At 36.7% G+C, this 16209-nt stretch carries 10 protein-coding genes and 4 pseudogenes; all 14 read left to right on the forward strand.

Annotated elements, in window-relative coordinates:
- Positions 1–417: 417 nt before the first annotated feature.
- Positions 418–1918 (forward strand): annotated as a pseudogene (gene atpD / locus L950_RS03795) (F0F1 ATP synthase subunit beta).
- A gap of 108 nt (positions 1919–2026) precedes the next feature.
- Complete coding sequence (gene atpC / locus L950_RS03800) at positions 2027–2275, forward strand: ATP synthase F1 subunit epsilon (protein WP_021191835.1); 249 nt, start codon at positions 2027–2029, stop codon at positions 2273–2275.
- 892 nt (positions 2276–3167) lie between these two features.
- Positions 3168–4058, forward strand: coding sequence for a branched-chain-amino-acid transaminase (ilvE, locus tag L950_RS03805; protein WP_021191836.1), 891 nt, complete (start codon positions 3168–3170; stop codon positions 4056–4058).
- Positions 4042–5742, forward strand: coding sequence for a dihydroxy-acid dehydratase (ilvD, locus tag L950_RS03810; protein WP_021191837.1), 1701 nt, complete (start codon positions 4042–4044; stop codon positions 5740–5742). The genes ilvE and ilvD overlap by 17 nt, the downstream gene beginning before the upstream one ends.
- Positions 5743–5800: 58 nt before the next feature.
- Positions 5801–7545, forward strand: a pseudogene (gene ilvB / locus L950_RS03815) (biosynthetic-type acetolactate synthase large subunit).
- Position 7546: 1 nt separating this feature from the next.
- A complete protein-coding gene (ilvN, locus tag L950_RS03820) occupies positions 7547–8137 on the forward strand; it encodes an acetolactate synthase small subunit (RefSeq protein ID WP_021191838.1) in 591 nt (196 codons plus the stop codon).
- A gap of 86 nt (positions 8138–8223) precedes the next feature.
- Positions 8224–8700: a DinB family protein gene (locus L950_RS03825; RefSeq protein WP_021191839.1), complete on the forward strand. Its 477-nt coding sequence runs from the start codon at positions 8224–8226 to the stop codon at positions 8698–8700.
- Between the two features lie 40 nt (positions 8701–8740).
- The gene (ilvC, locus tag L950_RS03830; RefSeq protein WP_021191840.1) at positions 8741–10222 is read left to right on the forward strand and encodes a ketol-acid reductoisomerase; all 1482 of its coding nucleotides are present in this window, start codon (positions 8741–8743) and stop codon (positions 10220–10222) included.
- Between the two features lie 94 nt (positions 10223–10316).
- Entirely contained in the window at positions 10317–11714 is a 1398-nt protein-coding gene (gene leuC / locus L950_RS03835; RefSeq protein WP_021191841.1) for a 3-isopropylmalate dehydratase large subunit, read from the forward strand.
- A gap of 41 nt (positions 11715–11755) precedes the next feature.
- Positions 11756–12577, forward strand: a complete 822-nt coding sequence (locus L950_RS03840) for a methyltransferase domain-containing protein (RefSeq protein ID WP_021191842.1) — start codon at positions 11756–11758, stop codon at positions 12575–12577.
- 358 nt (positions 12578–12935) lie between these two features.
- Positions 12936–13519 (forward strand): annotated as a pseudogene (gene leuD, locus L950_RS03845) (3-isopropylmalate dehydratase small subunit).
- Entirely contained in the window at positions 13519–13992 is a 474-nt protein-coding gene (locus tag L950_RS31840; RefSeq protein ID WP_231576838.1) for an ATP-binding cassette domain-containing protein, read from the forward strand. Before leuD ends, L950_RS31840 begins: the two are co-directional and overlap by 1 nt.
- 29 nt (positions 13993–14021) lie before the next feature.
- Positions 14022–14981 carry an ATP-binding cassette domain-containing protein gene (locus L950_RS03850; protein ID WP_231576839.1) on the forward strand — a complete coding sequence of 320 codons (960 nt, stop codon included), beginning with the start codon at positions 14022–14024 and terminating at the stop codon, positions 14979–14981.
- 134 nt (positions 14982–15115) lie between these two features.
- Positions 15116–16188: pseudogene (gene leuB, locus L950_RS03855) on the forward strand (3-isopropylmalate dehydrogenase).
- The last annotated feature ends 21 nt before the right edge of the window (positions 16189–16209 follow it).

Genomic DNA, 16209 nt, shown 5'->3' on the forward strand with positions numbered 1-16209 from the left:
TTATTGGATGATAGATCAAAACGATTATAGAAATAAAAAATACAAGGAGGTTTTTTCTCCCAATCATCAACTTTCGAAAATTAAAATCACCTGATTAACAATAATTATGATCATATCAGCTATCATGAATTGTTAAAAATAAAGATTTCTTGATCTCCTCAGGCTGTATAGCTAAAAATAAAAGATCCAGAAAAATGCCATTAAGAAGCATAGGCACGTATTATGGAGCCAAAGATGATTTTTTCAGCGAACCCAGTCAATTAGAATGAATAACAAATTGACATATTTAAATAAAAAAGAATTTAATTGAAATTTCTATTTGTTTTTCAGCGACAATAAGCTTATTTTTGCTGACCAAAAAGAGGCGGTTTTTATTGCCTTTATAAAATTGATTAATAAATATTTAGTCCCTATAATATGCCCAATATTGGTAAAATAGCGCAGATTATCGGCCCAGTGGTTGACGTCAACTTCGCCGACAATGAAAATCTACCTAGAATTTACGATGCCTTGATTATCGAAAGAGAAAATGGTCAGCGTGTCGTTTTAGAGGTTCAACAACACTTAGGTGAGGAACGTGTTCGTACAATTTCTATGGATGCAACCGAAGGTTTGGTTCGTGGAATGAAAGTTGTCGACACAGGTGCTCCAATCAAAATGCCTATTGGTGAAGAAATTAAAGGTCGTGTATTCAACGTTGTGGGTGATGCCATTGACGGGATCAAAATTAGATAAAACAAATGGTCGTTCGATCCATAATGTTCCACCTAAATTTGAAGATTTATCGACTGAAACTGAAGTACTTTTTACAGGTATTAAAGTAATCGATTTATTAGAACCTTATTCTAAAGGTGGTAAAATTGGATTGTTTGGTGGTGCCGGTGTAGGTAAAACTGTATTAATCCAAGAATTAATCAACAATATTGCAAAAGGACACGGTGGTTTATCTGTATTTGCTGGTGTTGGAGAGCGTACACGTGAGGGTAATGACTTATTACGTGAGATGTTGGAATCAGGCATTATCAAATACGGTGAGCATTTCATGGAAGAGATGGAAAAAGGTCAATGGCCTTTAGATGCTATCGATACTGAATTAATGAAAGAATCAAAATGTACTTTCGTATTCGGTCAAATGAATGAGCCTCCAGGTGCGCGTGCACGTGTTGCTTTATCAGGTTTAACAATCGCTGAATATTTCCGTGATGGTGAAGAAGATGGTAAAGGTAAAGACGTATTATTCTTTATTGATAATATCTTCCGTTTTACACAAGCTGGTTCTGAAGTATCTGCTTTATTAGGCCGTATGCCTTCTGCAGTAGGTTACCAACCAACTTTGGCAACAGAGATGGGTTTAATGCAAGAGCGTATCACATCTACTAAAAATGGATCAATTACATCAGTTCAAGCGGTATATGTACCTGCCGATGATTTAACTGACCCTGCACCAGCGACAACATTCGCTCACTTAGATGCAACAACAGTATTGTCTCGTAAGATTGCTGAGTTAGGTATTTACCCTGCGGTGGATCCATTAGATTCAACTTCTCGTATCTTAAGCCCTGCAATTTTAGGTAATGAGCACTACGATACAGCACAACGTGTTAAAGAAATCTTACAACGTTACAAAGAATTACAAGATATCATCGCTATCTTAGGTATGGATGAGCTGTCTGAAGAAGATAAATTAACAGTACAACGCGCACGTCGTGTTCAACGTTTCTTATCTCAACCTTTCCACGTTGCGGAGCAATTTACAGGTTTAAAAGGTGTATTAGTAGATATCAAAGATACAATCAAAGGATTCAATATGATCCTTCAAGGTGAAGTTGATGAATATCCTGAAGCAGCTTTCAACTTAGTAGGTAGCATCGAAGAAGCAATCGAAAAAGGTAAAAAATTATTAGCTGAAGCAGTTTAATTAGATATTAGACATTAGATATGAGGTAATGGAGACGCTATTATCTCATATCTATTTGAAGACCTCAAGTTCTCAAATTTCAAATCTCAAATCTTATATCTAAAAATAATGAAATTATCTATAATCACTCCAGACAAAATAGTATTTGAAGGTGATGCAACTGCAGTAACTGTTCCAGGAACTTCAGGATCTTTTCAAATATTGAAAGATCACGCGGCTATCATTTCGACTTTGGAAGACGGAAAAGTAATTGTTCAGCAAGGTAAAGACGAGCAGATCTTAGACATCAAAGGTGGTGTTGTAGAAGCTAAGAATAATGTCGTTACCATTTTGGCCGAAGGAATTATTGAAGCATAATCATCTTACGATGATCTCAAAAGCCTCTTATTAAAAAATAAGAGGCTTTTATTTTTCAACACATTATAAACAAATTGTTGAAAAACTATTATAAATCCGAAAATGATTTCCCTCTTAACATGTCAATAGAAAAGTGGCATATCCTCCAACCTAAAATAAACATCATTTGTCCACAATGTGGATAAGTTGACAAAATAGTGCATTATGCATCAAGATTAGTTTTTCTCCTTATACTAAGACAAGAAAATCATCTTAAACAAACACTTTAGAAGACTCTTAAATTCCACCATAATAAAAACGTTCTGACCCATTCTTGACATTTCTCCATACACAGATCCACAAGACACATCCAATCTAACACCCAGCAATCTGAAAGCTATCAACAATTTGTTTAAAGCAATGCAACTTGTCGGTTTCCAAGTCCCCAGTTTTCACAACCTATCCCCCCATCATCCCATTTAAAATTTTTTCCACATATTGTTCATAAACTGTAGTCTCATGAATCAAAAAAACGGAGTATCGCTTCAAAGAAATAACACTCAAAAAAATAAAAAGAATAAGGAATTATCAATTTTTAAGAAGAATTTGAGGTTAAAATGAAAAAAAATATTTTTGACCCAAGTAGACCGATTTTAAATACGGTCTACTTACTGCATTCTAAAATATCACTAATATTAAAAATATAAAAATTTAATTTTGCAAAAAACAAATAATCAAAATTATATACTTAATCAAAAAAGTTAGATAATGCTATTGCCAATTATTTTTATTCGGAGTAACTTAAAGAAATAATTTCAGCTGTAAAGTTTACGCTTAAATTACATTTACCCAAGGGAAACAAAAACAGGTCATTTTCTAATTATTACTAATAGGGAGGGTAGATAACAAGGTTATGAAATATTACGACGAGAACACATTAATTTACTTAGACGGATCTTACGTCAAAGCTTTTGCTACGGGTCTTGACCTGTATACTCAAGCTTTGCATTATGGATATGGTGCGTTTGAGGGTCTTAGGGCATATAACACCCACAATGGACCTCGTATTTTTAAGGCACTGGAACACTTTGAGCGTCTAGAGAAGTCATGTGAGGCAATCAACATACCATATACGTGGGATAATAGGGAGTTGATTGACCGTGCTTATGAATTATTATCCATCAACAATCTACGTTCAGCCTACATTCGTCCATTGGTATTCTCTGGATCCAACATGCATCTCACTTCATCAACAGAAGCTCGGATCATGATGGCGGCATGGGAATGGGGACCTTATTTAGGACAAAATTTATTAAAGGTTGAAATATCGGATATTCAGCGACCAAGTTCAAAGGCATTTCCGATTTCATCAAAAATATCAGGCCAATACATCAACTCCATTTTAGCAAGTAGTAAAGCAATAAAAAATGGATATGACGAAGCACTGTTGTTAGATCAGGATGGTTATGTTGCACAAGCGTCAAGTGAAAACTTATTTATTGAAAAAGATTTCAAACTGTATACACCGCCTATTCAGAATATTTTTCCTGGCATAACCCGAAAACAAGTCATGCTGATCTGTAAAAAATTAGGAATTGAACTAATTGAGAAAAGGTTGACAGTGCAAGATATCCACGAAGCAGATTCAGCTTTTCTATCAGGAACGGCAGCAGAAATAATAGGAATCAAACAAGTCGATCACATTATTTATAAAGAAGATTGGGAGCATACAATAGGTGCTTCTATACAAAGAAGATATAAAAATTTAGTATTAGAGAACGAGAACTATGAAGTCATCATCTGATAAAGAACAAATATTGAATAAATACAGCCGTACATTCACACAAGACGAAACACAACCCGCAGCAAAAGCAATGCTTTATGGTATTGGTCTTACGGATGCGGACATGGAAAAAGCACAAGTAGGTATTGCAAGTATGGGTTATGATGGGAACACCTGTAACATGCATTTAAATGATCTAGCACAAGTCGTTAAAAAAGGTGTCTGGGCAAGTGATTTAGTCGGATTAACATTTGGTACAATCGGTGTCAGCGATGGTATGAGTAATGGTACTGCGGGTATGCGTTATTCATTAGTAAGCAGGGATGTCATTGCTGATAGCATTGAGACAATCTGTGGTGGCCAATATTATGATGGATTGATTGCGATCCCAGGATGTGATAAGAACATGCCAGGTGCAGTTATCGCTATGGGCCGTTTAGATCGTCCTGCGATTATGGTATATGGTGGAACAATTGCACCCGGTCATTATAAAGGCGAAGATTTAAATATTGTCTCCGCATTTGAAGCTTTAGGGCAAAAAATATGTGGTAATATTTCCGACGAAGATTACGATGGTGTCATCCGTAATACATGTCCAGGAGCAGGTGCCTGTGGTGGAATGTATACCGCAAATACAATGGCTGCTGCCATCGAAGCATTAGGAATGAGTTTACCTTACTCATCATCCAATCCTGCTGTATCACAAGATAAAAAAGATGAATGTTTAGAAGCAGGTAAATATATCCGTATCTTATTAGAAAAAGATATCAAGCCTTCCGATATCATGACACGTAAAGCATTTGAAAATGCCATCCGTGCGATCATCATACTAGGAGGAAGCACAAATGCCGTATTGCACTTTATAGCAATTGGCAAATCCGTTGGAGTAAATATCACACAAGATGATTTCCAACGTATGTCGGATGAAACCCCGGTTTTAGCTGATTTTAAACCATCAGGTAAATACTTAATGCAAGATTTACATCAGTACGGTGGAATCCCTGCAGTTTTAAAATATTTATTAAATGAGGGATTGCTACATGGGGACTGTTTGACTGTAACAGGAAAAACATTGGCTGAGAATTTAGCAGATGTTAAATCCGTAATAGATTATGATCAAAAGATCATTCATAAACTAGCCGATCCTATTAAAGCAAATGGACACTTACAGATCCTATATGGAAACTTAGCCGAGAAAGGTTCGGTAGCAAAAATTTCAGGAAAAGAAGGAGAAAAATTTGTCGGACCCGCACGTGTATTTGATGGAGAACAAGATCTTATCGCAGGTATCTCTTCAGGACGTGTCAAAAAAGGAGATGTAGTGGTTATCAAAAATGAAGGACCGGTTGGAGCACCTGGAATGCCAGAAATGCTAAAACCTACTTCAGCTATTATTGGTGCAGGATTAGGTAAATCCGTAGCATTAATCACAGACGGAAGATTCTCTGGAGGTACGCATGGTTTTGTCGTGGGACACATTACCCCTGAAGCGTATAAAGGAGGTTTGATCGGATTAGTAGAAGATGAAGATATCATTGAAATTGATACCATCAACAATACACTAAATCTAAAAGTAGATGAAGCAACAATTGCTGCTCGACGTGCAAAATGGATACAACCAGCACTAAAAGTAACAAAAGGAGTACTTTACAAATATGCTAAAACTGTTGCTGACGCATCAGAAGGCTGTGTAACAGATCTATAAAGAAGAAGACCGAATAATCAACAAAACAAAGAATTAAAAATCGAATAAATTAAAAATAATGAGTACGCTGGAAAAAACTGAAAGCAAGGAATGTGCGAAGCAACCTCAACCTATTAGTCAACTAAAAGGTTCGCAGGCGGTATTAGAAGCCTTATTGTGTGAAGGTGTTGATACCGTATTTGGATATCCTGGAGGGGCTATTATGCCCATCTATGATGCATTATATGATTACAATGAAAAATTGACTCATATTCTAGTCCGCCACGAACAAGGTGGTATTCATGCAGCACAAGGCTATGCAAGAACCTCAGGTCGTACCGGTGTTGTATTTGCAACTTCTGGTCCCGGAGCAACAAATTTGGTTACTGGTTTAGCCGATGCTATGATTGATAGTAACCCTATAGTCTGTATCACTGGACAAGTATTTGCTAGTCTATTGGGTACCGATGCCTTTCAAGAAACAGACGTCATTAATATTACTGCTCCTGTCACCAAATGGAGTTATCAGGTGACAGAAGCATCAGAAATTCCTACAGCTATAGCAAAAGCTTTTCATATTGCCAGTACTGGCGTCCAGGTCCCGTATTGATTGATATTACCAAAAATGCACAAATGGAATTATTCGATTATTTAGGTTATGAAAAATGTACGCACATCCGTTCGTACCGTCCATCTCCTATTGTAAGAAAAGAATATGTACAGGAAGCGGCAGCTTTAATCAATAGTGCACAAAAACCATTTATACTATTTGGTCAAGGTATTATCTTAGGTAAAGCTGAGCAGGAGTTTAAAGATTTCTTAGAAAAATCAGGAATACCTGCTGCAGCCACAGTAATGGGGCTTAGCGCACTCGAAACAGATCATCCACAACATGTTGGAATGCTTGGTATGCATGGTAACTATGCACCTAATGTGATGACTAACGAGTGTGATGTTTTAATCGCTATAGGTATGCGTTTTGATGACCGTGTTACGGGACGTCTTGACAAATATGCTAAACAGGCAAAAGTAGTTCATTTGGATATTGACCCTGCCGAAATTGATAAAAATGTTCAAACAACAGTTGCAGTTTGGGGAGATTGTAAAGAAACTTTGCCGCAACTGACCGAGTTAATTGACAAAAAAGAACATACCGATTGGTTAGAACAATTCAGAACCTTAGAAAAAGAAGAAATTAAAGAGGTCATCCAAAATGAGCTTCACCCTACAGGTGATGTGCTAACAATGGGTGAAGTTGTTCATTTATTAAATGAATTGACTGGCGGAGATGCAATTATCACGACCGATGTCGGTCAACATCAAATGGTTGCCTGCCGTTATGCAAAATTCAATCAAACCAAATCCAATGTTACTTCAGGAGGATTAGGAACCATGGGATTTGGTCTACCTGCGGCAATAGGTGCCTGGTATGGCGCTCCACATCGCGATGTTATTGCTATTATTGGCGATGGAGGATTCCAGATGACACTCCAAGAGTTGGGAACTATTATGCAATTTGGTGCTAAAGTAAAAATCTTGATCCTAAACAATCAATTCTTAGGAATGGTTCGCCAATGGCAACAGCTTTTCAATGAAAAACGCTATTCTTTCGTGAATATTACCAGTCCAGATTTTGTTGCCTTAGCAAAATCATACTACATAGAAGGGCAAAAAGTTTCAGAAAGAGATCAGTTGAAAACAGCTTTAAAAACGATGTTGGATCATGATGGAGCTTACCTTCTCGAAGTAATGGTTGGCAAGGAAAACAATGTATTTCCAATGGTTGCCCAAGGGACAAGTGTTTCAGAAATTAGATTGAAATAAAATGGAAAAACAAGAATATACAATCACAATATATACAGAAAATTCTATCGGTATGATCGGTAGAATATCAACCATATTCTCAAGAAGAAAAATAAATATCGAAAGTTTAAACACTTCTCCTTCCGAAGTAGAAGGGATTCATCGCTTTACGATTTTAATTACTGAAATAGAAGAAGTAGTACGCAAATTATGCCGTCAAATCGAAAAACAGGTAGAGGTACTCAAAGCATACTACAATACTAATGATGAAGTAATCTGGCAAGAACAAGCTTTATACAAAGTTCCAACAGAAGTCATTACAGAAAAAGTGTATGTAGAAAGACTATTACGTCAATATGGCGCATCTGCAGTTGTTATCCGCAAAGACTACACCGTCTTCGAAACCGCAGGTCATCGTGAGGAAATTGATAAGTTAACAGAAGAGTTGACCAAGTATAATTTAATAGAATTTGTACGTGGTGCACGTATCGCTATCATTAAAGAAAGTGCTGGATTTCATGCTAAATTAAAAGAATTTGAACGCAGAGAACCTTCTGAAGATGTCGTTGAAAACGAATATCTCGAAAAAGGAGATGATGTTTTCACCATGTAATGGCAACATTTCTTAACTTTCAAAAATGAGGCAATGTCCTATAAAAATCATTGCCTCATTGAAAATTTCGATTAAAAAAGTAAAAAATGACACAACACATATTTGAATTTATTATCAGTAGCCGTAAAGGATTTATAAGATTGCTAGATGATTTGACATTAGACGAATTAAATCTTATACCAGAAGGATTCAATAATAACATCTTCTGGAATTTTGCGCATATCGTCGTTTCAACACAAACGTTGAGTTATGTTCGCACCGGTATCTTAGCAGATACGTCATCAGTAAAGTACAATGAAGACTATAAAAAAGATACTAAACCGACACGTAACGTGACACAGGAAGAAGTAGATGAATTGAAAGCATTAGCGCTAACAACCATCGATCAGATTCAAAGCGACTATGAGAAAGGTGTTTTTACGACTATCACTCCTTACGCTACAGCAACCTATGGTGCTGAGATGAAAACAATCGAAGAAGTACTGATCGCAACCCTGTCTCACGACAATTTGCATTGGGGATATGCCTTAGCACAACGCAAAGCAATTAGAAACAGTAAATAAAATAATCAACAAACCATCAATAAAGAAATTAACAACAACAATGGCAAATTATTTCAACACACTACCACTTAGAGATCAATTACATCAATTAGGTCAAGCAGATTTTATGGACAACAGTCAATTCGCTGACGGTGTAGATGCTTTAAAGGGTAAAAAAATCGTAATCGTAGGCTGTGGTGCACAAGGTTTAAACCAAGGTCTAAATTTGAGAGATAGTGGTTTAGACGTATCATATACTTTACGTAAAGAAGCTATTGAGCAAAAAAGAGATTCTTGGAAAAATGCTACAGATAACAATTTTACAGTAGGAACTTATGAAGAATTAATTCCTACTGCAGATCTAGTAATTAACTTAACACCAGATAAGCAACATACTGCTGTGATCAATGCTGTAATGCCTTTAATGAAAGAAGGTGCTACTTTGTCCTATTCACACGGTTTCAACATCGTAGAAGAAGGTATGCAAATCCGTAAAGACATTACTGTTATTATGGTAGCACCTAAATGTCCAGGATCTGAAGTACGTGCTGAATATGTACGTGGTTTTGGTGTTCCTACTTTAATTGCTGTTCACCCAGAAAACGATCCACAAGGAAAAGGATGGGCTGAAGCAAAAGCATATTGTGTAGGTACAGGTGGTCACAGAGCTGGAGTATTGAAATCATCATTTGTTGCTGAAGTAAAATCTGATTTAATGGGCGAGCAAACCATCCTATGTGGTTTATTGCAAACAGGTTCTATTTTATCGTTCGATAAAATGGTTGAACAAGGAATTGACGCTGGATATGCATCCAAACTAGTTCAATATGGTGTGGAAGTTATTACTGAAGCATTAAAGCACGGTGGTGTAAGTGGTATGATGGATCGTTTAAGCAATCCTGCTAAAATCAAAGCTTTTGAATTATCAGAAGAATTGAAAGATATCATGCGTCCGCTATTCCAAAAACACCAAGATGACATTATCTCTGGCGAATTCAGTAAAACAATGATGGAAGACTGGGCTAACGGTGATGCGAATCTATTAAAATGGAGAGCTGAAACTGGTGAGACAGCATTTGAAAAAACTCCTGCAGGTGATGTGAAAATTGCAGAGCAAGAGTACTTTGACAACTATACTTTGATGGTTGCTTTCATCAGAGCTGGTGTTGAATTAGCTTTCGAAACTATGGTTGAAGCAGGAATTAAACCAGAATCAGCTTACTACGAATCATTGCACGAAACTCCTTTAATCGCGAATACAATCGCTCGTAAAAAATTATTTGAAATGAACCGTGTTATTTCAGATACAGCAGAATATGGCTGTTATTTATTTGATCAAGCTTGTAAACCATTATTAGCTGATTTCATGAAAACAGTACAAACTGATTTAGTCGGTAAAAACTATAATGCTGGTAAAGACGCATCAGTAGATAACGCTCAGTTAGTGGAAATTAATGATATTTTACGTAATCATGAAGTCGAAATTGTAGGTCGTAAATTACGTCAAGCAATGACTGCAATGAAAGCTATAAAAACTGTTTAAATTTTCGTAATTTAGACTGCAAAAATTCGGTTGTTTTTAGGAAGTTCCAAAAAAACAACCGAATTAAATTGAAAAATTAACATTAGAGAAGAAAATGTCAAAAACATTAGTAGAAAAAATTTGGGATGCGCATGTCGTCAAACGTGAAGAAGGATTTCCAGATATTATTTATATAGACACCCACCTTATCCATGAGGTAACTTCCCCACAAGCATTCGATGGTCTGCGCAAAAGAGGTTTACCGGTATTTCGTCCCAACCAAACTGTTGCCACGGCAGATCATAATGTCCCCACTTTAAATCAGCACCTTCCCATCAAAGAAGAATTATCACGCTACCAAGTTGATATGTTGACTAAAAACTGTGCTGAATTCGGGATTAACCTATATGGTTTAGGTCACCCCTACCAAGGTATTGTACACGTGATTGGGCCAGAATTAGGGATTACATTACCAGGTAAAACTATGGTATGTGGAGATAGTCATACCTCAACACACGGTGCATTTGGTGCTATTGCTTTTGGAATAGGCACTTCTCAAGTGGAACAAGTTTTTGCAACACAATGCTTACTGCAACAAAAACCAAAAACGATGAAAATCGAAGTAAATGGTGATTTGCAAAAAGGAGTAGGCGCAAAAGATATTATCTTATACATCATTGCAAAAATCTCTGCAGCAGGTGGTACAGGCTATTTTATTGAATACGCTGGTTCAGCAATCCGTTCATTAAGTATGGAAGCTAGAATGACCATTTGTAATATGAGTATTGAAATGGGAGCTCGTGGAGGCTTAATTGCTCCCGATCAAACTACTTTCGATTATGTAAAAGGACGTGAATTCGCTCCTAAAGGAGAAGAATGGGATAAAGCATTAGCATATTGGAAAACATTATATTCTGATGATGACGCACAATTTGATGCTGTATTAGAATTTGATGCAGCAGATATCGCACCGATGATCACCTATGGTACTAATCCAGGAATGGGCATGGGCATTACAGAAAGTATTCCAGCTACACAGTCACAACCTGAATCAGAACAGCCATCTTATCAAAAAGCACTCAACTATATGGGCTTTGCTGATGATGCCCCAATTTTAGGAAAACCAGTAGATTATGTCTTTATTGGAAGCTGCACAAACTCCCGTATCGAAGATTTACGTGAAGTTGCTGCATTTGTTCAAGGAAAACAAAAAGCAGAACAAGTAGAAGTTTGGATCGTTCCTGGCTCAAAACAAGTTGAAAAACAGGCAATCGAAGAAGGATTAGATAAAATTTTCGAAGCGGCAGGATTTCAATTACGTGAACCAGGCTGTTCAGCATGTCTAGGCATGAATGAAGATAAAATTCCTGCAGGAAAATACTGTGTTTCGACATCAAATAGAAATTTCGAAGGACGTCAAGGACCTGATGCCCGCACGATGCTGGTATCACCTTTAACTGCTGCAGCGGCAGCTGTAACAGGTAAAATTACCGATGTTAGGGAGTTGATATAATCTAATTGCTAATAGTAGCTGTTCTTAAATAACTTTTACAAATGTGCCAAATTTGTCAGACAGTCGCAGTCACCGAAAATAAAGTGATTCAACGTGAAGAGCAAAGTGCAAACGCAATCTTTAATCAAAGAACGTTGGAAAAAGATTATCATACATTGAAATCTGCTTTAAAACCAGGATTAAGAGTTTTGGATATCGGTTGTGGAACAGGTGCGATCACAAAAGATATCGCAGCCATAGTCGGCCCATCAGGTGCTGTTGTTGGAATTGATAATACAGAGTCTTTTATTACGGAAGGAAAAAATCTATTTGGTAGTATCCAGAATCTAGAATTGATTCATTGTGATTTACTAGATTTTGACAGCATCGAAAAATTTGACCTGATCGTTTCAGCACGTACTTTTCAATGGATTTCAACACTTGATAAAGCGATTGATAAATTGAAAACGTTATTAAAACCCAATGGGCAAGTATCGATATTAGATTATAATCATGAAGCCATCGATTGGACTCCAAAAATACCCAGAAGTATGGAACATTATTATCACATGTTTTTGATGTGGCGAAATGACGCTGGTATGAACAATAGAATCGGATACGATCTGGATGACATTTTTGAAGAACATGGTTTTGGTCAAATTGAAGTCTTTAACGCCGATGAACATTATGAGCGCAACAACCCATTACACCTAGACAAATTAAAAATATGGTCGCAGGTAGCCAACTCAAAACAAATGGTAGAAGAAGGGTATGTGAGCGATCAAGAACGTTTAGATGCTATTAAAGATTACAACAATTGGGCTGATAATTTAGCCGTCAGCATGACTATGAAGCTTAGAGAAGTTAGAGCAGTTTTAAAATAAAACATTGCACTGACAGCAACATAACACGGAAAATATCAAGAGCTTGAAACAGCTCACATATAAAGTGAAACGAGTTGTTCATTGATACAGTTAAAGACAGATACTCGTAAATAAATAATGAAGTGGAGGAAACCATCATGAGCAGAAAGTGGCTCAAAAAGGAGATAAATACTCTTCTCATGATAGCTTCATCAACATAAAATAACATACCGAGTGAAACGAGTTCATTGATACAGTTAAGAACAGACACTCGTAAATAATTATTTAGATGAAACCATCATGAGGCAAAAGTGGCTCAAAAAGGAGATAATTCTCTTCTCATGATAGCTTCATCACCATTAAATAACAAATTATTTAGATGAAAAAATTTGAAACAATAACAACAACGGTAGTTCCTTTACCGATTGAAAATATAGATACCGATCAGATTATCCCAGCACGCTTTTTAAAAGCGACTACACGGGATGGATTTGGTGACAATTTATTCCGCGACTGGCGTTATGATAGCGAAAATCAACCCAAGTCTGATTTTGTAATGAACAACCCTACTTACACAGGAAAAGTTCTTGTAGCAGGTAAAAACTTTGGTTGTGGTTCTAGTCGTGAGCATGCTGCTTGGGCTATCCAGGATTATGGATTTGATGTTGTGATCAGTAGTTTCTTCGCAGATATCTTCAAAGGCAATGCCTTGAATAATGCGTATTGCCGATTCAGGTAACAGACGAGTTTTTAGAAACTATTTTTGATACCGTATTTAAAAACCCGAACACAGAAATTATCGTGGATCTAGAAAATCAAACCGTTACATTATCTGAAACAGGTGCACAACAATCTTTTGAAATTAATCCTTACAAAAAATCATGTCTTATTAACGGATATGATGATATTGATTTCATCCTAAACAACAAAAGTGCAATCGAAACTTTCGAACAAACAAGATAATGATAGAACCTGTCGTCCATATTGCCAATTTAACTGTCCAGCACCAATATCACGTGGTACTGCAGGACTTGAATTGGCAAATTGAACCAGGTCAGCACTGGTTAATCGGTGGTAGAAGCGGTACGGGAAAGACTACTTTGGCACAAGCAATTGCAGGCCATATTCCATACAGTGGACTTTTAAATATCAACTTTAACAGCAACTCCCCTCTTCCTGCAGAAGTTTTATATGTTTCCAATTGGTATCAATTCACCAATTTAGAAGGCGATAAAAACTTCTATTACCAGCAACGTTACAACAAACATCAAACCAACGATACGTTAACAGTACAGGCCGAATTTCTACATTTTGCAAAAGAAAAACATTTGCAATTTGAAGAGGTAAAACCATACCTCCAAACTTTTGGGTTTGAAGATGTTCAAAACACACAGCTTATAGAATTATCCAGTGGTGAACATAAAAACTGCAGTTAATTAAAGCGTTATGGCTAAAGCCACAAGTATTGATTATTGACCAACCCTATACAGGTCTGGATCGTCAATCTCGCCAAGAACTTAATCAAGCGTTCGATGATTTAGCACACGCTGGAGTGACTTTGATATTAATCAGTAATGATCAAACAGTGCCAACCTGTATCAATCATTTTGCAGAAATACAGGAAGGTCAGTTGCATGAGGTTTCTTCACAAGCAGCATTCTCACGAGAAAAAGAGCGCGCAAGAAAACCGCTTCCACATTTTTTACAGAAATCTCCACGTATTACTTCCCAAATCATGGTAAAAATGTCCAATGTGGATGTAAGGTATGGTGAAAAAGAGGTACTAAAAACAATTAGTTGGGAAGTAAAAGCAGGTGAAAAATGGTTATTGCAGGGGCATAATGGATCTGGAAAGTCTACGTTATTAAGTTTAATCAATGGAGATCACCCTCAGGCCTATGCCAATGATATTGTTCTTTTCGGTAAACAAAGAGGATCTGGAGAAAGTATATGGGACATCAAAGCTCATTTAGGAATTATTTCACCTGAAATGCATTGGTACTTTGATCAGTCAGCGAAAGTTTGGCAAAGTGTTGCTTCAGGTTTTTTTGATTCCGTTGGACTATTCCGTAATCTCAGCTTTGAAAACCAACAATTCCTCGATCAAGTATTGGATTTCTTTGATTTGAAAGAAGATAAAAATAAATTATTAAATACACTACCCTTAGGCAAACAACGTTTAGCTTTGCTAGCAAGAACAGTGATTAAGAATCCTGAATTATTAATTTTGGACGAACCCTGCCAGGGTCTTGATTACGAACAAACACAACATTTCAATGCAGTTGTAGATGAACTATGCACCTATGGAAAAACATTAATTTATGTTGGCCATTTTGAGACACAGCTACCGGCATGCCTTGAAAAGAAAATCATATTAGAAAAAGGAATGGTTAAAACCATTGAAGATATTTTACAGTACGCATAACAGGAAACTATCATGCCCACGCTACTCCGAACATACAGTAGATATGCGCATGATAGTTTCATCATAAAAAATAAAAACGAGTGAAATGGAGTCGATTATCCAATTGAAAACATACACTCAAAATAATTAATCTGATGAAAAAAAATATACTCGTTATTCCTGGTGACGGAATAGGACAAGAAGTAACTATTTGGGGTAAAAAAGTTCTAGAAAAAATCGGACAAAAATATGGTCATGAATTCAGTTTTGATGAAGCGATCATGGTCACGTTGCTATTGAAGCTACCGGAAACCCATTGCCAGATGAAACCTTAGAAAAAGCAAAATCAAGTGATGCAATCCTATTCGGTGCCATTGGACATGCTAAATACGATAATGATCCATCTGCTAAAGTACGTCCGGAACAAGGATTATTAAAAATCCGTAAAGAATTAGGTCTTTATGCAAACTTACGTCCCATCTTGTTATTTGATGAACTATTAGACGCATCTAGCTTGAAACCAGAAGTATTAAAAGGAACAGATATCCTTTTCTTCCGCGAGTTAACAGGAGACGTATACTTCGGTGAGAAAAATCGTTCTGAAGATAATAATTTCGCTTCAGATCTAATGAATTATAACCGCTATGAAGTAGAACGTATAGCACGTAAAGCTTATGAAGCTGCCCGTACACGTTCTAAGAAATTATGTTCGGTAGATAAAGCAAACGTATTAGAAACATCCCGTCTTTGGAGAGAAGTCGTGCAAGAGATTGCAACAGAATATCCAGATGTCGAAACTGAACATATGTTTATTGACAATGCTGCGATGCAATTGGTGAAAAATCCAAAGAAATTTGATGTGGTACTAACCGCCAACTTATTTGGTGACATTTTAACAGACGAAGCTTCACAGATTGCTGGTTCTATGGGCATGCTAGCTTCTGCATCTATTGGTGACGGTACAGGGTTTTTTGAACCTATCCATGGTTCAGCGCACGATATTGCAGGACAGAATAAAGCCAATCCATTGGCATCGATTTTATCTGTTGCATTAATGTTAGATATTAGTTTTGGTTTACAAGCAGAAGCTAAAGAAGTAACGGAAGCAGTTGCAGCAACTTTAAAAGCTGGCTGGAGAACAGGTGATATTGCAAATGTAAATACACCTGCAGACAAAATATTAGGCACACAAGAAATGGGTGCTAAAGTATTAGAATTTATTAAATAGACTGAACAGAGTTTCTAAATT

The organism is Sphingobacterium sp. IITKGP-BTPF85, from assembly GCF_001006065.1.
GTDB lineage: Bacteria > Bacteroidota > Bacteroidia > Sphingobacteriales > Sphingobacteriaceae > Sphingobacterium > Sphingobacterium anhuiense.